The organism is Halalkalicoccus tibetensis (assembly GCF_037996645.1).
GTDB classification, from domain to species: Archaea; Halobacteriota; Halobacteria; order Halobacteriales; family Halalkalicoccaceae; genus Halalkalicoccus; species Halalkalicoccus tibetensis.
Genome location: NZ_JBBMXV010000004.1, coordinates 87,621 through 107,301, shown reverse-complemented (window position 1 = coordinate 107,301; position 19,681 = coordinate 87,621). Strand labels below are relative to the sequence as shown.

Genomic DNA, 19,681 nt, shown 5'->3' with positions numbered 1-19,681 from the left:
CCCTCCGTTCGGGAGGCACAAAACCGTACACGGTATCTCTCATCTGACGGACACAAGAGGGTGGTTACCGGGCCAGCCCGGCCGTCTCCCGGTAGGTGCCGTGTTCGGCCTCGAAGACGTCCATCACCTCGCCCATCGTCGCGTAGGCCTTCACGGCGTCGACGATGTGGGGCATGACGTTCTCACCCTCGCGGATCGCCGCCCGGAGCGCGTCGAGGTGGCGCCCGACGGCGTCGTCGTCGCGTTCGGCCTTGACCTCGCGCAGGCGTTCGATCTGGTGGTCGTAGGCGGCCTGCTCGTCGACGTGGAGCACGTCGGGGCTGGTGTCCTCCTCCAGGACGTAGCTGTTCACGCCGACGACGACCTCCTCGCCCTCCTCGACGCGCTCCTGGTACTCGTAGGCGGCGTCCTGGATCTCGCGATGGAAGTAGCCCTCCGCGATGCCCCGGAGCACGCCGTCGCGCATCGATCCCTCGCCCATTCCGCGGATCTCCTCGAGGTACTCCATGGTCCGCTCCTCGGTCTCGTCGGTCAGCGCCTCGACGGCGAAGCTCCCGCCGAGGGGATCGACGACGTCGGCGACGCCCGACTCCTCGGCGATGATCTGCTGGGTCCGCAGCGCGACCCGCACCGCCTCCTCGCTGGGCAGCGCGAGCGCCTCGTCGAAGGAGTTGGTGTGCAGCGACTGGGTCCCGCCCAGCACGCCCGCGAGCGCCTGGATCGTGACGCGAACCACGTTGTTCAGCGGCTGCTGGGCGGTGAGCGACTGGCCCGCCGTCTGGGTGTGGAACTTCATCCGTTTGGACTCGGGCGCCTCGGCGCCGTACCACTCGTCCATGATCCTCGAATAGATCCGCCGGCCCGCGCGGAACTTCGCGACCTCCTCGAGGATGGAGTTGTGGGAGTTGAAGAAAAAGGAGAGCTGCGGGGCGAACGCGTCGATCTCCAGGCCGCGCTCCAGACAGTCCTCGACGTAGGCGAAGCCGTCCGCGAGGGTGAACGCGAGTTCCTGGACGGCCGTCGAGCCCGCCTCGCGGATGTGGTAGCCCGAGATCGAGACGGGCTTGAAACGCGGCGTCTCCTCGACGGCGAACTCGATGGTGTCGGTGACCACCCTGAGGGAGGGCTCCGGGGGGACGACCCACTCCTTCTGGGCGATGAACTCCTTGAGCATGTCGTTCTGGAGGGTTCCCCTCACGTCCTCGCGGGGGACGCCCTGTCGGTCGGCGAGCGCGACGTACATCGCGTAGATCACCGCGGCCGAGGGGTTGATCGTGAAGCTCGTCGAGACTTCCCCGATGTCGATCCCGTCGAACAGCACCTCCATGTCGCGCAGCGTGTCGACGGCGACGCCCTCCTTGCCGACCTCGCCCTCCGAGAGGGGGTTGTCGCTGTCCTTGCCCATCAGGCTGGGCATGTCGAAGGCGACCGACAGCCCCGTCTGGCCCTCGTCGGTCAGGTAATGAAAGCGTTCGTTGGTCTCCTCGGCGGTGCCGAAGCCCGCGAACTGGCGCATGGTCCAGGTGCGCCCCCGGTACATCGTCGGATACACCCCGCGCGTGTACGGCTCCTCGCCGGGGAAGCCCAGATCCGCCTCGTAATCGAGGTCCGCCACGTCGTCGGGCGTGTACAGCCGGTCGACGTCGAGGTTCGAGACGGTCGCGAACCGCTCCGCCCGCTCGCCGTGGCGCTCTAGGGCCGGATCGAGGCTCCGCTCCTCCCAGCGCCGTTTGCCCTCGCGGATGGCCGAGAGCTCCTCCTCGTCGTACATACCCCGATTTTGCCGGGACGACCATTAAGGATTCCGGGCGAGCCGGCGTATTTTTTTGGGATATTTTGGTTAAAATTTATATAAGTAGAAATACATATGTCTGACGTAACTCATGGTCCGCTATCCCGACTGGTGTTGCCAGCATTGCGGCGAGCCGCTCCGAACCGTGCCCTGTCTGAACTGTATCCAGCTCGGCGAGATGGAGGTGAAGACTGACCGCCCCGCCGACGGTGCTCTGATCGGTCGATCGGGGTGAGTCACTGGAGCCGTTCGGTCGTCTCGACCAACGGGTGGCGCGCGTAATCGACCACCGCGATGTCGTCGATCGAGGAGAGCCCCTCCTTGCGGGCGGTCCGCTCCATTCCGAGTTCGAGCTCCTCGTCGATGACGATCACGTAGGCGTCCATCTCCCCGATGTCGAGCCTGTCGGCGGCCATGACCCGGTGGTGGCCGTCGGCGAGCAGGAGCCGGCCGTCGACGTCGATCACGACCAGCGGCTCGGCGAGCCCGTGTTCGAGCTCGTAGCGCCGGCCTTCGAGTTCGTCGGCGTAGACCTTCCCCTGGGTCGGGACGAGGTTCGAGAGCGGGACGGTGCGGCGCTGTTCGCTCACGGAGATGTCGTGGATGCTCTCGAGGGTGCGGATCAGCTTGCCGACCTTCTCGGGGGTGGCGCGCTCGATCTGGCTGCGGATCACGTCGGCGTTCGAGATGATCCCGACGAGGTTGCCCGCGTCGTCGACGACCGGGAGCTTCTGGATGCCCGACCGGAGGATGACCCGGGCGGCGTCGGTCACCTTCATCCGGGGGTGGGCGACGACGAGGTCCGTGCTCATCACCTTGAAGATCGGCTCGCCGTCGTTCGCGAGCAGCAGGTCGCGGGCGCTGACGAACCCCTCGACGCGCCGACCCTCACAGACGGGAAAGCCGCTGTGTTCGTCGCTCTCGGCGATCCGCGTGGCCACCTTCCCGACCGAGGCGTCGGGCGAGACCGTCACCACGTCGCGGGTCATGTACTCGTTGACGCGCGGTTTCCCGTCGGTGACGCCTACGTTCATGCCCCACCCAGGGTGGCGGTTCGCAAAAGCTTCACGCTACCGGCGCCGAGGCGTCGGGTACCAGTCGCTCGGGTCGTCGGACGGTCGGGAACCGCCGGCGTTCCGGGCCGAAAGCGTCTCGAAGAAACGCCCGTCGATCACTCCCTGAACGATCTCGGTGAGCAGCTCCTCGTTGTCCTCGCCCTCCTCGCCGAGGAAGCCGAGCGGGATCTGCGCGCCCGCCATCCCCGCGTGACCGCCCGCGCTCCCGATCTGGTCGAACGCGTCGCGCAGCGTCTCGCCGATGTCGAGGTCGGGGCCGCGCGCCCGCGCGGAGATGTAGACGGTTCCGTCGGTGAAGCCGTAGACGAGCGACGCGGTGACGCCCTCCATGCCGAGCAGGCGGTCGGCCGCCTGGGCGAGGGCGTCCCGGTCCCGAAGACGGCCGATGCAGGTCGTACAGACGCCCTTCTCGACGCGGCTGTTACGGATCGCGCGGGCGAGCGTCTCGAAGGTCTCCGAGCTGACCGTGGGTCGTTCGACCTGATCGAGGACGCCCGCGTCGACCAGCGGGAGCAGGAACGCCGCCGACTCGAAGTCGAGCGAGGAGACCCCCCGCGAGAAGTCGTCAGTATCGGTCCGGATCCCGAAGAGGAGGGCGGTCGCGAGCTCCTCGTTTGGCTCGAGCCCGAGCGCGTCGAAGTACTCGACGAGCATCGTGCTCGTCGAACCGACGTCGCTTCTGACGTCGAGATGGCGGGCCTCGACCGGCCCCGGCGAGGGGTGGTGATCGATGACGACGTCTATCGGGGTGTCCTCCGGGAGCGGGTCGTTCACGCCGGGAAGGGAGTGATCGACCAGCGCGATCGCGTCGAACCGCTCGATCACTTCGGGATCCTTGAGCCGGGTGAGCTCGAGGTCGAGGACGTTGACCAGCGCGCGGTTCTCCTGATGGGAGATGTCCCCGAAGTAGTACGCGCCGGCCTCGGCCCCGACGGAGCGGGCGAGCGTCGCGAGGGCGATCCCGCTCGCGATCGCGTCGGGGTCGGGGTTGTCGTGGAGCATCACGCCGAGCTCCCCGTCGATCCCCGCGAGCAGCGACCGGAGGTGGCGCGCGTGCTCGGGGGCGTAGCCGGTAACTGTTTCGGCGGCGTGCTCGCGGAGAGCGCTCGTCGGGTCGAGGACCGTTTCGACCAGTTCCTCGAGCGCCTCGCGCTCCGCCTCGGTCGGGTCGTGGCCGGTGTAAGCGACGATCGGCAGCCCCGCGAAGATCTCGCTCGCCGCCCGCGCGATCGCGACGTTCCGTTCGGGCGAGCCGGTCCCGATGAAGACGCTCGAGACCTCCGTACGGACGTTCGAGAGCACCGACTCGTCGGCCGGATCCGCGGCCGTGATCGTCACGTCTCGTTGCGGGAACTCCCGCTGTTCGGGATCGAGCGTCACGACGTGGACCCCGACCGCCTGCTCCTTCGCGAGATCGATCAGCGCGTGGCCGACGGTCCCGGCGCCACATCCGAGGAGCAGTCGAGACGCCATATGTGAGTCGGTAGCCCACGGACGCGCTAAAGCCTACCGTCTCGAACGAACGTGATCATCACGAGCGGGCGTCGGGAGAAGGGACGGAAGCCGTCAGGCGAGCAGCGAGGCCGCGGCGGTCTGTGCGAGGTCGACGACCGGGAACGCCGGCAGCAGCGCGACCGTCATCAGGCCGGCGGCGATGATCGCCACGTAGAGCCCGACGGGCTGGCGTGCGACGTCGAACTCCCGAATCGGGTCCTCGATCCAGATCGCCTTCACGAGCCGGGAGTAGTAGAACAGCGACAGCGCGCTGGTGAGCGCGCCGACCGCGGCGAGCCACCAGACGCCCGCGCCGACCGCGGCGGTGAAGAGGACGTATTTCGAGAGGAAGCCGCCCCCGATCGGCAGACCCGCGAGGCTGAACAGGAACACCGTCATCGCGACGCTCGCGATCGGCGCCTGGCGCCACATCCCGTTGTAGTCCTCGAAAGTCCGCCCGATGCCGCGGTACTCCGCGAGCGCGACGAACAGGAACGCGCCGGTGTTCATGAATCCATAGACGAGGAGATGCATCATCGCCGCACCCATCACCAGCGAGTCCTGCCCGCCGCCGAGCGCGGCGAGCCCGATCAGCACGTAGCCCGCGTGTCCCACCGACGAATAGGCGAGCATCCGCTTGACGTTCTCCTGCATCGCGGCGGCGAAGTTGCCGACGATCATCGTCACGACCGCGAGCACCTGGAAGATCAGCACCCAGTCGATGCCCAGCGCGACGACGACGTCCAGCGGGAACGCCTCGACGAAGACGCGGAAGGCGATCACGAAGCCGGCGGCCTTCGACGCCGAGGAGAGGAACGCGCTCACGGGTGCGGGCGCGCCCTCGTAGGCCTCCGGTGCCCAGAAGTGGAACGGCACCGAGGCGGTCTTGTAAGCGACCCCGCCGACGATCATCAGCACGCCGACGCCCAGCAGCCCGACGTTGTCGGTCTCGGCGACGCCCGCGGCGACCGCGTCGAGCTGCAGCGAGCCCGTCGTCGCGTAGACGAGGCTGATCCCGTAGACGAGGATCGCGCTCGAAAGCGCGCCGATCAGGAAGTACTTCAGCCCGGCCTCGACGCTGCCGCGGTTGTGTTTGAGGAACGCGACCAGCGCGAACGACGAGAGGCTCGCGAGTTCGATCGCGATGAACGCAGTGATGAGGCTGTTGGCGTTGGCCATCAGCGCCATCCCGGTCGTCGCGAGCACGATCAGCGAGTAGAACTCGCCCTGGTGGGGCTGGTCGTGCAGGTAGTCGTAGCTCCCGACGACGACCAGTGCCGCGACGCTCGTGACGACGAACGTGAAGAAGAGGCTCATCCCGTCGACGACCACCTGGTCGGCGAGCAGGGAGAGCCCCTCCGGCTGGCCCACGCCGGCGAAGAAGTACCAGACGGTGACCCCGAGCGTGCCGAGGATGCCGACGAGCGAGAAGGCCGCGAGCGGGCCGTTGTTCGAGCCCTTGGGGTCGATACTGTCGGCGATGAACAGCAGGAACGCCGTCGTCGCGAGGATGACGACCGGCGCCAACGCGATCCACGTCGAGGGCTGAGTCACGAGCGGCTGTGGTAGCTGCGACAGCATCAGGCATCACCCCCCAGTTCGACGATCGGATCAACGGCGTCCTGAATCATGGTGAAGAAGATGTCCGGATCGACCCCCAGCAGGATGATGAGGCCGATCAGGACGAACAGCGGCGCGACGTCGTGTAGCGGTGCGCGCGTGACCTCGTAGTCGGTCTCGAGCCTGAACTGCCCGAACAGCGTGCGCTGCATCGCGAAGAGCAGGTAGCCCGCGACGATCACGATGCCGAACATCGCGATCGCGGTGAAGATCGGCGCGCTGGGCAGGACGGTCGACTGGAACGCCCCGAGGAAGATCATGAACTCCCCGGCGAAGCCGGCCATCAGCGGCAGGCCCATGTAGCCGAAGGCAGCGGCGATCAGGATCCCGACGGTGATCGGCATCCGGTCGGCGATCCCCGAGATGTCCCCGACCATCCGCGTGTGCGTGGCGTTGTAGATCACGCCGACGGCCATGAACATCAGCCCCGAGATCAGCCCGTGGGCGACCATCTGGAAGGTCGCGCCGCCGATTCCATACACTGTGAACGCCACCAGCCCGAGGATCACGTAGCCCATCGAGGAGATCGAGGAGTACGCGACGATGCGCTTGAGGTCCTGTTGGGCCAGCGCGAGCATCGCGCCGTAGATGACGCTGAAGACGCCGAGCGCCGCGATCGGGATCGCGAGCGTCGCCGCGACGTCGTAGAGCATCGTGAAGTTGAACCGAAGCAGCGCGTAGGTCCCCATCTTCAGGAGGACGCCCGCAAGCAGCACCGACACCGGCGTCGGGGCCTCGACGTGGGCGTCGGGCAGCCAGGTGTGGACCGGGAAGATCGGCACCTTGACCGCGAAGCCGAAGAAGATCGCGATGAACGCGGCGAGCGCGAGCGCGTCACTAGTGAGCCCGGCGAAGCCGCCGAGCTCACCGTCATGTAGCGCCTGGGTGATCTCGGGCATGCCGAAGCTCGTCACCGAATCGCCCAGCCCGAAGACCAGCGCGATGAAGCCGATGAACATCACCAGCGAGGCGACGTTCGTGTAGACGAAGAACTTGATCGCGGCGTACTTGCGCCGGGGACCGCCCCAGACGCCGATCAGCAGGTACATCGGGATCAGCACGGCCTCCCAGAAGACGAACCAGACGAAGAAGTCGAGCGCGGTGAACACGCCGATGAGACTCGCCTCCATGAAGAGGATCAGCCCGTAGAACTGCGAGACCCGCTCGGTGATCGGCGTCCACGCGCTCATGATCGCGAGCGGGACCAGCACGGTCGTCAGGACGAGAAGCGGGAAGCTCACGCCGTCGAGGCCGACGTGCCAGTTGATCGCGTAGGGTTCGAAGCCGATCCACTGGGTTTGTGTTTCGAAGGCAACGGTGCTGCCTTCGAGCAGGGCGTTGCCGCTCGCGTCGAAGCCGGTCCACATGTAGAGGCTCCCGACGAGCGGGAGCAGGCTCAGTGCGAACGCGACCTGTGGCGCGTAGGCTTCCGGCGTGATGAAGACGGCGAGCGCCGCGACGAACGTGACTGCGATGAGTGTCTCGATCAACATTCAGAACCACCCTCCGTAGATGCCGAAGGCCACAAGCAGGACGACCAGCGCGATCGTGATCATCGCCGCGTAGTTGGTGACGACCCCGCTCTGGACCCGGCGGATCCGGTCGCTTCCGAGCAGGCTGACGCTACTGGCGCCGTTGACGACGCCGTCGATGACGCCCTGGTCGAACGTGTCCGCCGCGCGGGCCGTCCGCTGGGTCAGGCCTTCGGCGAGCCAGACCTGGTACTCGTCCTGGTAGTAGTTCGCGACCAGCACGTCCTTCGCCCCGCCGAGCTTCTCGGTGTGGCGCTCGGGCTCGGGGCCTCGGTAGAGGAACACCCCGACACCCGCGCCCGCGAGCGCGACGGCGAGCGCGACGACGCCGGGCAGCAGCGGGCTCAGCTCGGCGGCCTCGAGGCCGGCGAACTCCGCGGCGGTCGCCGTGTACGTCGAGTAGGCGAGCTCCTCGGGACCGCTATCGAGCCAGTTCGAGAGGTAGGTGATGTCCGCACCCGTCACCTCCGCGACCGGCACCATGTTGACGAAGCCGGCGACCGCCGCCAGCACGCCCAGCACCGCCAGCGGGATCTTCGTGTTCCACCCCAGCGCGACGGGGTGTTCGGCGTGGTCGCTTCTGGGCTCGCCGTGGAAGGTCAGCAGGACCATCCGGAACGTGTAGAGGCCGGTGAAGAACACCGCGAGCAGCCCCATGGCGTAGGCGGCGAGCATGATCGGCTCGTTGAGCCCCACGATCAGCGCGTCGTAGAGGATCTCGTCCTTGCTCCAGAAGCCCGAGAACGGGATGATCCCCGCGAGCGCGAGCGAGCCCGCGAGGAACGAGTAGTAGGTGACGGGCATCTCGTCCTTCAGCCCGCCCATATGCCACATGTCCTGTTCGTGGTGCATCGCGATGATGACCGCACCCGCACCCAGGAACAGCAGCGCCTTGAAGAACGCGTGGGTCATCAGGTGGAAGGTCGCGGCGACGTAGCCCGCAACCCCCAGCCCGAGCATCATATAGCCGTACTGGGAGATCGTCGAGTACGCGAGCACCTGCTTGATGTCGTCCTTCACGACCCCCATCGTCGCCGCGAACAGCGCCGTGAAGCCGCCGGTGAAGGCGATGATCCCCAGCGCGGTCGGGCTCAGCGCGTAGAAGCCGAACATCCGCGCGACCAGGTAGACCCCGGCGGCGACCATTGTCGCCGCGTGGATCAGCGCCGAGACCGGCGTGGGGCCCTCCATCGCGTCGGGCAGCCAGGTGTGAAGCGGGAACTGGGCGGACTTGCCGATCACGCCGCCGAGCACCAACAGCCCGAGGATCGTGATCCACGTCTCGGCGGTGAAGCCGAACAGCGTCTCGCCGCCCTCGATGGCCTCCTGGGCGAGCTGGGGGAACGCCCCCTCGCCCGCGAACTGTGCGGTGCCGAACGTCGCGAGGATCCCGACGACGCCGATCAGGAAGAAGTAGTCGCCGAAGCGGGTGACGAGGAACGCCTTCTTCGCGGCGCTCGGAGGGGCGTCCTCGCGGAACCAGAAGCCGATCAGCAGGAACGAGCACAGCCCCACGAGCTCGAAGAACATGAACGCCATCAGCAGGTTGTCCGCGAAGACGAACGCGAGCATGCTGAAGGTGAACAGCCCGAGGCCGGCGTAGTATCGCGGCAGGCCGGTCTCGCCCTCGTCGTTCATGTAGCCGAGGCTGAACATGTGGACGAGGAAGGCGATCAGCGAGACGATGACGAGCATCATCGTCGACAGCGGGTCCAAAAGCAGGCCGAAGGTCAGCGAGATCGTCTCCTCGCCGACGCCGGCGACCCACGTGTAGAGCGTCTCGTCGTAGATCTCGCCGCCCGAGACCCGGACCATCGCCCAGATCGAGAGCAGCAGCGAGCCGCCGGTCGCGGCCATGCCGACGAACGCCCCCTTCTTGGGGAGGTACTCGCCCGCAGCGAGCGCGATGACGAACGATGCGAGCGGGAACAGTGCGATCAACGGTGCGTATTCGAATGCCATCTCGTTACCACCTCATCGTCGTCGCCTCGGTCACGTCGATGCCACGGAAGTTGCGATAGAGGACGAGGATGATCCCGATCCCGATCGCGACCTCCGCGGCGGCAAGCGCCATCACGAACAGCGCGAACGTCTGTCCGGTCAGGTTGCCCCACTGCAGCGAGAAGGCGACGAAGTTGATGTTCGCTGCGTTGAGCATGAGTTCGACGCTGATCAGGAACATCAGCGCGTTACGTCGGGTCAGCACGCCGAACAGGCCGATACAGAACACGCCCGCCGAGAGGACGAGGTACCACTCGACGGGGACGAGCAGCTGGGTCGGAGCGATCATCTACTCCTCACCCCCCTCGAAGCCCCCGCGTTCGGGGACCAGCTCCCGATCCCGTTCCTCGTCGTCGTTCCGTGCGAGCATCACCGAGCCGTCGAGGGCGGCGTCGAGCACGATCGCGATCGCGAAGAAGGCGACGATGAAGCCCTCGGCGGGCACCTCGCCGGCCTCGATGTTGAACAGCGCGTAGCCGATGTTCGCGGTGATGTTCGCGTCGGCCGGGAACCCCTGCGGGGCGGGGAACGACGACGTGACGAAGACGAACGCCAGCACACAGAAGAGCGCGACGGCTCCCAGCCCGGGAAGCAGGTGGCTTCCGAGCTGGAGCTTGGGCTTAGTCGGCATTGCTCGCCTCCGTGTCGGTCGGCCCCACGCCCTGTGCGCCCCGGTCGGCCTCCTGGGTCTCGTCGTGCGTCAGCATCACGGCGAACGTGATCAGGATGAGCACCCCGCCGACGTAGACGAGGATCTGCACCGCCGCGAGGAACTCGGCCTGCAGCGTCACGTAGTGGATCGCGACGCTCAGGAGTGCCACCCCGAGCAGGAGCGCCGCGTGCCAGACGTCCCTGACGAGGACGACGCCGAGGCTGCTCGCGAGAGTCACCCCCGCAAACAGCGCGAACGCCGCTGTTTCTAATACCATTATCTCATCACTCAGGCGCACGCCCTTTGAAGATTTCGAGATGAACGCGGCGGCACGCGAATTTTCGGTTCAGTACTGTCGCTGTTCGGGGATGAAAACGAACCGCTACCGCGGGTAGCTACTGGTAGTCGACCTCGCCCTCGCCCTCGCCGATCCACGCGCCGCGGTCGGGCTCCCGGGACTCGAGGGGGTCGATGTCCTTGTACCACGGGACGTTCCCGAGCTGTTCCTTGTTGTAGACCAGGTCGTCCTTCGTATCGCCCGTGAACTCGAAGTTCTGGGTCAGCAGGATCGCGTCGACGGGACAGACCTCCTCGCACAGCCGGCAGTAGATGCACTGGCCGATGTGGAGGTTGTACTGCTCGCCGTTTCGCTGTTCGTCCATCACGATCTGGATGGTGTCGTTCGGACAGACGTTCTCACACTGACGACACCAGATACAGCGTTCCTGGCTGAACTTGTGGATCCCCCTGAACCGGGGGCTCACTTCGGGCGCGGTTTCGGGGTACTCGACGGTGAACGTGTTGCCGTCGAGCGCGTGCTTCATCGTCGTTGCCATCGATTTCATTAGTCCGATCATGCGATGAACACCCCCACGATGATGGCCGTGAGAACCAGGTTGGCGAAGGAGAGCACGAGCATGCCCTTCCAACCGATCTCGATCAGCTGATCGATCCGAACCCGGGGCAGCGCCGAGCGCGCCCACTGGGTGAACAGGAAGATCGCCCAGATCTTGATGATGAACCAGACGATCCCCGGCAGCACGGGCCCCGCGGGCCCGCCGAGGAACAGCGTCGTGACGATCGCCGCCCCCAGGAAGATGTGCAGGAACTCCCCGAGGTAGATCAGCACGAAGTAGACGCTCGAGTACTCGGTCTGGTAGCCGGCGATGATCTCGGTCGGTGCCTCGGGCACGTCGAAGGGGTTACGACCCACTTCGGCCATGTTCGCGACCATGAACAGCACGAACGCGAACGGATTGACGAACGCGTACCACGAGGGGATCCCGACGCCCGCGACCGTCGCGAGCGGCTGGGCCTGCGCGGCGACGATCTCGCTCATCTGGAGCGTCCCCGCGAAGATCACGACCGACGCCGCGGTGACGATCAGCGGGATCTCGTAGGCGATGTTCTGGGCGACCGCGCGCAGCCCGCCGAGCATCGAGTACTTGTTGTTCGAGGCGTAGCCCGCGGTCGTCAGGCCGAGCGAGGCGATCGAGGCGATCGCGAAGACGAGAACCAGCCCCGTCTCGGGGTCGGCCAGATGGATGCCGTTGCCCATCGGAATTACCGCGAAGCCAAGCATCGCCGAGGAGGCGATGATCAGCGGCGCGAGGTCGTAGGCCGGTCGGTCGGCGCCGTCGGGGATGATCAGCTCCTTCGCGAGCAGTTGGACCGAGGCCGCGGGGATGATCAGGATCCCGGCCGGTCCGTGTCGGTTGACCGCGATCCGGTCGGTGAAGGCGGCGGTGATCTTCCGTTTCGCCCACGGCCCGGCGACGCCGCTCATCGCGAGCATCAGGTTGGCGATGACGAATGCCGCGAGGAGCGCGGCGATGAACTCGCCGAAGACCCCGAACTGATCGAGCCCGGTGAGGTCGGCGATACGGTCGGGCAGCACCACGTCCTGCAGCGGCAACAAACCGACCATTCAGCGATCCACCTCCCCGAGGATGATGTCGAGGCTGCCGAGCGAGGCGACCAGGTCGGCGACGTACTCGCCCTCGGCCATCTCCGGCAGCGCGTGGAGGTTGTGGAAACACGGGCTGCGGATCTTGAACCGGGCGGGCTTGTCGGTGCCGTCCGAGCGCATGTAGATCCCGACCTCGCCCTTCGCGCCCTCGACGGCACGGTAGATCTCGGCGTCGGGGTCCGGTCGCAGCGTCCGGGGGACGTTGGCCTGGACCTGCCGGTCGTCCTCGGGCCAGCTCTCGAGCAGGTCGACACACTGCTCGATGATCCGGGCCGACTCCTCGACCTCGCGCATGCGAACGAGCAGGCGTGAGTAGTTGTCGCCGGCCTCCTCCGTGACGACGTTCCAGTCGAGTTCGGGGTAGTAGCCGTAGGGGTCGTCGCGCCGGAGGTCGTAGTCGATGCCCGACCCGCGGGCGACGGGCCCCGTGACCCCGTACTGCTTCGCGGTCTCGCGGTCGAGCACGCCCGTGTCGACCGTCCGTTTCTGGAAGATCTCGTTGGAGGTGATCAGGTCGTGGTACTCCTGGGTCGCAACCGGCAGCTCGTCGAGGAAGTCGCGGATCTTCTCGAAGAACTCCTCGCGGGGCTCGGGGACGTCCCAGACGACCCCACCGACGCGGAAGTAGTTGAGCATCATCCGCTGGCCGGTCAGGTCCTCGAGAATGTCCTGGACCTTCTCGCGGTCACGGATTGCGTACATGAAGATCGCCGTGAAGTCCCCGTAGATGTCGAGACAGAACGTCCCGAGTGCGAGGAAGTGGCCCATCATCCGGCCGAACTCCGCCGACATCGTCCGGAGGATCTGGGCGTACTCCGGGACCTCGATGTCCGCCATGTCCTCGATGGTCCGGGCGTAGGCGTACTCGTTCGTGGGCTGTGAGGAGTAGTCCCACCGATCGGGGTACGGCATGATCTGGTGGCGGTAGGTCCCGTTCTGGGCCATCTGCTCCTCACACCGGTGGAGGTAGCCGACGTCCGGATCGACGTCGACGACCTGCTCGCCGTCGAGCACCGTCTTCAGGTGGAGCACGCCGTGGGTCGCCGGGTGGTGGGGACCGATGTTGAGGAACATCGTGTCCGTGTCCTCGTCGTAGTGGTCGTCGGCGATCGGGTTCTCGTGCTCGGCGAGCGTGACGATCTGCGGGCGGTCCTGGTCGTAATCGAGCGCCAGCGGGTGGCCCTGCCAGGTCTCGGGCAGCAGGATCCGCCGCGGATCGGGGTGGCCCTCGTACTCGATGCCCACCAGGTCGAAGGCCTCCCGCTCATGCCAGTCGGCGGTCCGGTAGACCGGTTCGGCGGTCTGGCTCACCGGGTCGTCCTTGGCCGTCGGCACGACGATGCCCACCTCCTGGGTCCGGTCGTCGTACTTCGTGAGGTAGTAGATCGACTCGTAGCGGTCCTCGTACTCCTGGGGGACGAGCAGCGAGAGGTGATCGAACCCCGCCTCGTCGCGGAGCGCGAACAGCACGTCCTGGACCTCGTCGGGGCGGATGACGAACGCCTCCGTGTCCGTATGGGTCTCGCGGCCCAGCACGTGCTCGCCGAGCAGCTCCTCGATCGCGTCGTAGTCGACGCTCTCGTCCGTTGCGTACCGTTGTCGGGGTGGTTTCTCGAGGCTCATGGCGAATCGGCCCAGTTGTACCGCATGATCAGGTCGTCGGTGTCGATCTGATCCGCGAGCTTCTCGGTCAGCTCGTCCTGTTCGAGGTCGCCGAACTGCTCGAGCTCGTATGGCTTGACCGTCACCGGCGCGGACTCGCCCTGTGAGATGCGCTCTTGGAGCTTCACGACGCCGTAGAGCAGTGCCTCGGGGCGGGGCGGGCAGCCGGGGACGTTGATGTCGACCGGGATGACCTCCTCGGCGCCCTTGACGACGTTGTAGCCCTCCTGAAACGGCCCGCCGGAGATGGCACACGAACCCATGTTCACGACGAACTTGGGCTCGGCCATCTGGTCGTAGACGCGCTTCATCCGCGGGGCGAACTTCGAGACGATCGTCCCGGGGATGATGATCGTGTCGGCCTGTCGGGGCGAGGCCCGTGGCACGCCCGAGCCGAACCGGTCGAGGTCGTGTTTCACGGCGTAGGTGTGCATCATCTCCAGGCTGCAGCAGGCGATCCCGAACTGCAGCATGAACATCGAGGAACCTCGCGCCCAGTTCATGAACTGGTCGAACTTGGTGAGAATGAACGGCGAGGAGCCGAAGGCCTCACGCAGCCGCGAGTTGAACCGGCTGTCGACGTCGCCCATGCGAGCCTCGCGGGTCTTCGTCATGGGATCGCTGCTTTCGTGTATCGTTCGTTTTGGTGTGTCGCTCATTGTAGTCTGCTCCGTTTGGTCGCTTCCGGGCTCTTGATCCACTGTACCACACCCGTGCGCCACGCCCAGATCAGCGCGGCGACGAGAACGGCGATGAAGACCAACATCGGCCCCAGCGCGTGGAGCAGGCCGACCTGCGCCACGGCGTCACTGTAGATGAGTACCCAGGGGAAGATGAAGATCGTCTCGATGTCGAAGACGAGAAACAACAGCGCCACCATGTAGTACTGAATGTTAAAGCGAATGCGCGTCGTCCCCGTCGGGATCTCACCGCTCTCGTAGATGCTACTTTTGCCTTGTTCGGGGACCGTTGGCCGCAGCAGTGCCGATACCGCCATCATACCGAGCGGGATCGCCACCCCCACGACCGCCAGTGCCCCGACTGCTATCCATGTGCTCATAGGCCGTGTTCTCCGTAACGTTCGTCGGTTGGGAACCCACCTACATAAGGGTTGATTCTCGTTATTTCGCACCCGTCAGGGGCAAGCCTCACTGCTTTCCCTCCGCGCGGAATCCGGGGGTCCCCGACTCGTGGAGCTCCCGGGAGACCGCCGCGACCTCCCCCTGCAACCCCTCGTGGTACTCGACCAGCCGCTCGCGCAGCTCCCCGTGCTCGCGCGCGAGAACCTGCACCGCCGACAGCGCCGCGTTGAATGACTTGCCCGCGTCGACCGCGACCAGCGGCGCGCCCGTCGGCATCCCGATCACCGAGTCGACCGACTTCTCCTGGACGGGTACGCCGATCACCGGAACGGGAAAGGCCAGCGAGGCGGTCATGTTCGGCAGGTCCGCCGACTTGCCGCCCGCGCCCGCGATGATCACGTCCAACCCCCGGTCGGCCGCCGTCGTCGCGTAGGCGTCCATCAGCTTCGGCGTTCGGTGGGCCGAGACGACGTACGTCTCGAAGGTGAACCGCGCCTCCGGAGGGTCGTCGTAGTCGGTGACCTCCTCGAAGCCGAGCTCCGTGAGGGCCTCGTAGGCCCCGTACATGGTGTCGAGGTCCGAGTCGCTGCCCATGATGATCCCCACCTCGGGGGTCGCTTCGGGCTCGCGCTCGCGCTCCGCCTCGCGCTCGAACCCCTCGATCAGGTCCTGAAGGGTCATGGCTCGAACTCCACGTGCCGGCGGTATGTACGTGCCGACTCCAGCAGTTCGTCGGCCGAACGATCCCCGCCCAGGACGGCGAAGTGACCCATCTTGCGCAGCGGGCGGACCTCGTCCTTTCCGTACCAGTGGAGGTGGGCAAGCGGCTCGGCGAGTAGCTGATCCACCCCGGCGAGGCGCGCCTCGCGGGACTCGCGGTCGTCGCCGAGCACGTTCTTCGTCACGACCGGCTCGCGCAGCTCCGTCGATCCCAGCGGCAGGCCACAGACCGCCCGCGCGTGCTGCTCGAACTGCGAGCTGCGCGCGCCCTCGATCGTCCAGTGGCCCGAGTTGTGCGGCCGGGGCGCGATCTCGTTGACGAGGATCTCCCCGCTCGCTTCTCCCGAGGAACTCCGTCCCTCGCTCACTTCGAACAGCTCGATCCCGTACACCCCGCGACCCTCGAGCAGTTCGAGCACCTCGCGAGCGACCGACTGGGCGCGTTCGCGGACAGCCCCGCTCGCGCGCGCCGGGACTACGGTCTCCCGGAGGATCTCCTCCTCGTGGACGTTCTCGCCGACGACGTAGGTCGCGGTCTCGTCCGTTCCTTTGACGCCGATCACCGACAGCTCGCGCTCGAAGTCGATCATCTCCTCGACCATCGCCCTCCCGCCGAGTTCGGAAAGCACCGCCTCGGCGTCGTCGGGGTCCTCGATCGGAAGGTTACCCCGGCCGTCGTAGCCGCCCTCGCGGGCCTTGACCATCGCGGGCGTTCCCAGGTCGTCGAGGGCTGCCCGCAGCTCCCCAGGGGAATCGACGGCCCGGAGCTCGGGGACCGGGATCCCGGCGTCCGCGAGCGCGCGCTTCTGAACCAGCTTGTCCTGGATCGTCCGGAGGGTGTCGGGCGAGGGCTGGACGTCGACGCCCGTCTCCGCCGAGACCTCCTCGAGGACGTCCGGGTCGGCCAGCTCGATCTCGAAGGTCAGGACGTCCGCGCGCTCGGCGAGCTCCCGGATCCCCTCGGGGTCGTCGAACGCGCCGACGACCTGCTCGCGCGCGACGGGCGCGGCCGGGCAGTCGGGCGTCGGGTCCAGAACCACGGTCTCGATCCCGAGCGGCGCCGCCGCCTCGGCGAGCATCCGTCCGAGCTGGCCGCCGCCGACGACGCCCAACGTGGGTCCAGGTACGGTTCGCATCGTCATGGAGGGCGCTTCCGCGAGGGAGGCCAAAAGCCCACCGCTACCCGAGCACGTCCCCGGCCCACTGGGAGAGCGGGTCGTCCGTCTCGCGCATCCGTTCGAGCAGCCGCCTCTCGAGGTCCCCACGGGCATCCTCGTAGTCTGGATGCTCGATCAGGTTGGTCAGTTCGTGGGGATCCGACTCGAGGTCGTAGAGCTCGTTCCTGTCGGGGCCGTTGTGGACGTACTTGTATCGTTTCGTGCGGAGCATCCGCTGGGAGTAGAGCCCGAACTCGTCGCCGTGGTACTGGGCGAAATGGGCCTCGCGCCAGTCGGCGGGGACCCCCCCGTCGAGCAGCGGGCGGATCGACCGACCGTCGACGTCGGGGATCTCCGCGTCCGCCAGATCGAGGAAGGTCGGCATCAGGTCGTGCAGCGAGACGAACTCCCGGCAGGTCGAGCCCGATTCGACCTCGCCGGGCCAGCGGATCTGGAGGGGAATTCGGTAGGTGTCCTCGTACATCAGCGGTCCCTTGTTGAACTGGCGGTGACCGCCCGTGAAGTCGCCGTGGTCCGAGGCGTGGACGACCAGCGTGTCCTCGAGGTCCCCCTCATCGAGCGCGTCGAGGATCCGGCCGACCTGGTCGTCGAGCAGCGTCATGAACCCCCGGTACTTGGCGATGGCCTCCGACCAGGTCTCCCAGTCGAGCGCGTCGGCCCCGCGATAGCGGAGGTACCGCTCGTGGACGGCGGGCTTGCCCTCGAACGTCTCGGCGTAACTCCCCGGCCGTTCGATCGCCTCGGGGTCGTACATCGAGGCGTACGGTTCGGGCACGACGTAGGGGTGGTGGGGCCCGTAGAGGTCGGTTCTGAGAAAGAACGGCTCGTCAGTCTCGCCACGTAGGCACTCGATGGCCCGCTCGGCGATGTAGTAGGGTCGCGTCGCCTCGACGGGGGCCGGGTCGGTCGCGGCGACGAGCGTCCCGGTACCGGTGTGGATCCGGTCCTCCAGGTCCTCCAGGTCCCCCTCGTCCACGTCGACGCCGAGCTCCTCCCGGTAGCGCTCGAAGTCGCCGGCGAGGCCGGGGTCGTGGTGGCGGTCGGCCCCGCCGCGGTACTCGAAGCCGAAGTCCTCGGGACCCTGATCGCGCCCGACGTGCCACTTGCCGACGTACCGGTTCACGTAGCCCGCCTCGGCGAGCAGCTCCCCGAACGTCGGCAGCTCGGGCGGGAGGTTCGGCCGGATCGCGTCGGCCTCGTGGCAGTTGTTCAACATCCCGTGGTTGTGCGGGTAGAGCCCCGTGAGCAGCGACGCGCGCGCGGACGAACAGATGCTGATCGGGGTGTAGGCCCGCTCGAAGGCCATTCCGTCCTCGGACAATCGGTCGAGGTTCGGCGTCTCGACGGGAGAACCTGGCTCAGTGAGGTCGTAGCGCTCCTGATCGGTAAGAAGGAACAGGGCGTTCGGACGGCTCATAGATAGCCCAGATCGCGCAGCCGGCCCTTAGTGGCGTCGGTCATCTCGACCTCGCCGCCCTCCTCGGTGTGTTCGAAGGAGTCGAGCCAGTCGTCGAGTTCGTCGGCGAGGTCGGCGGCGATCTCGGCCTCGGTCGACGCGATGTCGAAGCGCTCCTCGGGATCCTGTTCGACGTCGTAGAGCTCCTCGGTGCCGTCCGAACCCCGGACGTACTTGTACTCCCGGGTGCGGATCGCCCGCAGCGAGCGGTCGTACTCGTAGAGCTCCTCGGGTATCTCGCCGAAACGCTCCTCCAGCTGCTCCATCGACGGCTGGGGGGAGACGTACTCGGCGACCACCGACTCCCGGTCCGGCCCGCCGGCGAGCAGCGACCGGCCCTGTGCCTGCTCGCACGCGGCGGGCGCGTCGGCGTCCGCGAGGTCGAGCAGCGTCGGGAACAGGTCGAGCAGCTGGACCAGCTCGTCCTCGCCGGTGGCGGGCTCGAAGGCCCCGCCGTGGATCACCAGCGGGACGTGGAGCAGGGTGTCGTAGACGTTGTACTGGTGGCCGAAGAAGCCGTGATCGCCGACGTTCTCGCCGTGGTCGCCACAGACGATCAGGACGGTGTCCTCCCACTCGCCGGCGTCCTTTAGGGCATCGACGAACTCGCCGATCTTCGCGTCCAGATAGGCGAGCTCGCCCTTATAGAGCCCCTCGAGCAGCTCGAACTCCCGATCGTCGATGTCGTACTCGCCGACGTCGTAGGCCCGGGGGTCCTGTCGGATCGCGGTCGCCTCGTCGTAGCCCCCCTCGGGCAGGAACGGCTCGGCGTACTCGCGGGGCGGGCCGTACTCGATGTGGGGCTCGATGTAGTTCGCGAAACAGAAGAAGGGACGGTCCTCCTCACGCTCGTCGAGCCAGTCGCCGATCCACTCGGTCGTCCGCGCGGCCCCGTCGTCGTCGTTCGTTCGAACGAACTCGTCGTAGAGCGCGTTCAGGCCGTTGACCAGCGGGTTACCCGAGAGCGCCTGCGAGACGAAGGCGTCGAGCTTTCCGCGGGCGTGCTCGGCCCGCGTCACCTCGCCGAGGTCGGTCTCGGACTGGACGAGCTGCCAGGTCTTGTGGAACGTCTCGAACCCGCGGGTGTAGCCGAACTCCTCGGTGATCCACGTGTTGTTCGAGATGCCGACCGTCTCGTAGCCCTCGGTCCCGAGCGCCTCGGCGAGCGTCCGGAGCTCCTCTCCGAGATGCGTGTGTCCGCCGTGGGCGCCGTGGCGCGACGTGTAGGTCCCGGTGAACAGCGACGCGTGGGACGGCAGCGTCCACGGTGCGCTCGTGAAGGCGTTCGTGTACTCGGTACCCTCCGCCGCGAGTTCGGCGAGCGTCGGCGTGACCGCCGGGTCGGCCGGAACGGTCTCCGTCGCCCGCGCCGTGTCCATGACGACGACCGCGATGTTTGGATGTCCCATCGTTCAGTCCCTAGTGGGGATGGTCGATATTGGGTCAT

18 protein-coding genes are annotated in these 19,681 nt (G+C 66.9%); all 18 read right to left on the bottom strand.

The genetic code is table 11. The features are described 5' to 3' along the window. Positions 1-64: 64 nt before the first annotated feature. Positions 65-1,771, bottom strand: a complete 1,707-nt coding sequence (locus tag WOA58_RS13250) for a methylmalonyl-CoA mutase family protein (RefSeq protein WP_340604718.1) — start codon at positions 1,769-1,771, stop codon at positions 65-67. Between the two features lie 257 nt (positions 1,772-2,028). Next, positions 2,029-2,826 carry a CBS pair associated ParBc domain-containing protein gene (locus WOA58_RS13245; protein WP_340604717.1) on the bottom strand — a complete coding sequence of 266 codons (798 nt, stop codon included), beginning with the start codon at positions 2,824-2,826 and terminating at the stop codon, positions 2,029-2,031. A gap of 36 nt (positions 2,827-2,862) precedes the next feature. Then, the gene (locus WOA58_RS13240) at positions 2,863-4,341 is read right to left on the bottom strand and encodes a DHH family phosphoesterase (RefSeq protein WP_340604716.1); all 1,479 of its coding nucleotides are present in this window, start codon (positions 4,339-4,341) and stop codon (positions 2,863-2,865) included. A gap of 93 nt (positions 4,342-4,434) precedes the next feature. Then, a complete protein-coding gene (locus WOA58_RS13235) occupies positions 4,435-5,943 on the bottom strand; it encodes an NADH-quinone oxidoreductase subunit N (RefSeq protein ID WP_340604715.1) in 1,509 nt (502 codons plus the stop codon). Then, positions 5,943-7,475 (bottom strand): complex I subunit 4 family protein, encoded by a 1,533-nt coding sequence (locus WOA58_RS13230; RefSeq protein WP_340604714.1) that lies wholly within the window; start codon positions 7,473-7,475, stop codon positions 5,943-5,945. The genes WOA58_RS13235 and WOA58_RS13230 overlap by 1 nt, the downstream gene beginning before the upstream one ends. Beyond that, complete coding sequence (gene nuoL / locus WOA58_RS13225; protein WP_340604713.1) at positions 7,476-9,476, bottom strand: NADH-quinone oxidoreductase subunit L; 2,001 nt, start codon at positions 9,474-9,476, stop codon at positions 7,476-7,478. 4 nt (positions 9,477-9,480) lie between these two features. Further along, a complete protein-coding gene (nuoK, locus tag WOA58_RS13220; RefSeq protein ID WP_340604712.1) occupies positions 9,481-9,804 on the bottom strand; it encodes an NADH-quinone oxidoreductase subunit NuoK in 324 nt (107 codons plus the stop codon). Continuing rightward, on the bottom strand, positions 9,805-10,146 hold the full coding sequence (locus tag WOA58_RS13215) for a proton-conducting membrane transporter (protein WP_340604711.1): 342 nt from the start codon (positions 10,144-10,146) through the stop codon (positions 9,805-9,807). After that, positions 10,136-10,444: an NADH-quinone oxidoreductase subunit J gene (locus WOA58_RS13210; RefSeq protein WP_340604710.1), complete on the bottom strand. Its 309-nt coding sequence runs from the start codon at positions 10,442-10,444 to the stop codon at positions 10,136-10,138. The genes WOA58_RS13215 and WOA58_RS13210 overlap by 11 nt, the downstream gene beginning before the upstream one ends. A gap of 118 nt (positions 10,445-10,562) precedes the next feature. Further along, positions 10,563-11,024: a NuoI/complex I 23 kDa subunit family protein gene (locus WOA58_RS13205; RefSeq protein ID WP_340604709.1), complete on the bottom strand. Its 462-nt coding sequence runs from the start codon at positions 11,022-11,024 to the stop codon at positions 10,563-10,565. After that, positions 11,021-12,094 carry a complex I subunit 1/NuoH family protein gene (locus WOA58_RS13200; RefSeq protein ID WP_340604708.1) on the bottom strand — a complete coding sequence of 358 codons (1,074 nt, stop codon included), beginning with the start codon at positions 12,092-12,094 and terminating at the stop codon, positions 11,021-11,023. The genes WOA58_RS13205 and WOA58_RS13200 overlap by 4 nt, the downstream gene beginning before the upstream one ends. Further along, positions 12,095-13,759, bottom strand: a complete 1,665-nt coding sequence (locus WOA58_RS13195) for an NADH-quinone oxidoreductase subunit D (protein ID WP_340604707.1) — start codon at positions 13,757-13,759, stop codon at positions 12,095-12,097. Further along, entirely contained in the window at positions 13,756-14,457 is a 702-nt protein-coding gene (locus WOA58_RS13190) for an NADH-quinone oxidoreductase subunit B (protein ID WP_340604706.1), read from the bottom strand. The genes WOA58_RS13195 and WOA58_RS13190 overlap by 4 nt, the downstream gene beginning before the upstream one ends. Continuing rightward, on the bottom strand, positions 14,454-14,858 hold the full coding sequence (locus WOA58_RS13185; protein WP_340604705.1) for an NADH-quinone oxidoreductase subunit A: 405 nt from the start codon (positions 14,856-14,858) through the stop codon (positions 14,454-14,456). Before WOA58_RS13185 ends, WOA58_RS13190 begins: the two co-directional genes overlap by 4 nt. A gap of 88 nt (positions 14,859-14,946) precedes the next feature. After that, positions 14,947-15,561, bottom strand: a complete 615-nt coding sequence (purE, locus tag WOA58_RS13180) for a 5-(carboxyamino)imidazole ribonucleotide mutase (protein WP_340604704.1) — start codon at positions 15,559-15,561, stop codon at positions 14,947-14,949. Continuing rightward, positions 15,558-16,742, bottom strand: a complete 1,185-nt coding sequence (gene purK / locus WOA58_RS13175) for a 5-(carboxyamino)imidazole ribonucleotide synthase (RefSeq protein WP_340604703.1) — start codon at positions 16,740-16,742, stop codon at positions 15,558-15,560. Before purK ends, purE begins: the two co-directional genes overlap by 4 nt. A 37-nt stretch (positions 16,743-16,779) precedes the next feature. Beyond that, positions 16,780-18,195, bottom strand: a complete 1,416-nt coding sequence (locus WOA58_RS13170; RefSeq protein ID WP_340604702.1) for a sulfatase-like hydrolase/transferase — start codon at positions 18,193-18,195, stop codon at positions 16,780-16,782. Then, positions 18,192-19,643 (bottom strand): sulfatase, encoded by a 1,452-nt coding sequence (locus WOA58_RS13165; RefSeq protein WP_340604701.1) that lies wholly within the window; start codon positions 19,641-19,643, stop codon positions 18,192-18,194. Before WOA58_RS13165 ends, WOA58_RS13170 begins: the two co-directional genes overlap by 4 nt. Positions 19,644-19,681 lie beyond the last annotated feature (38 nt).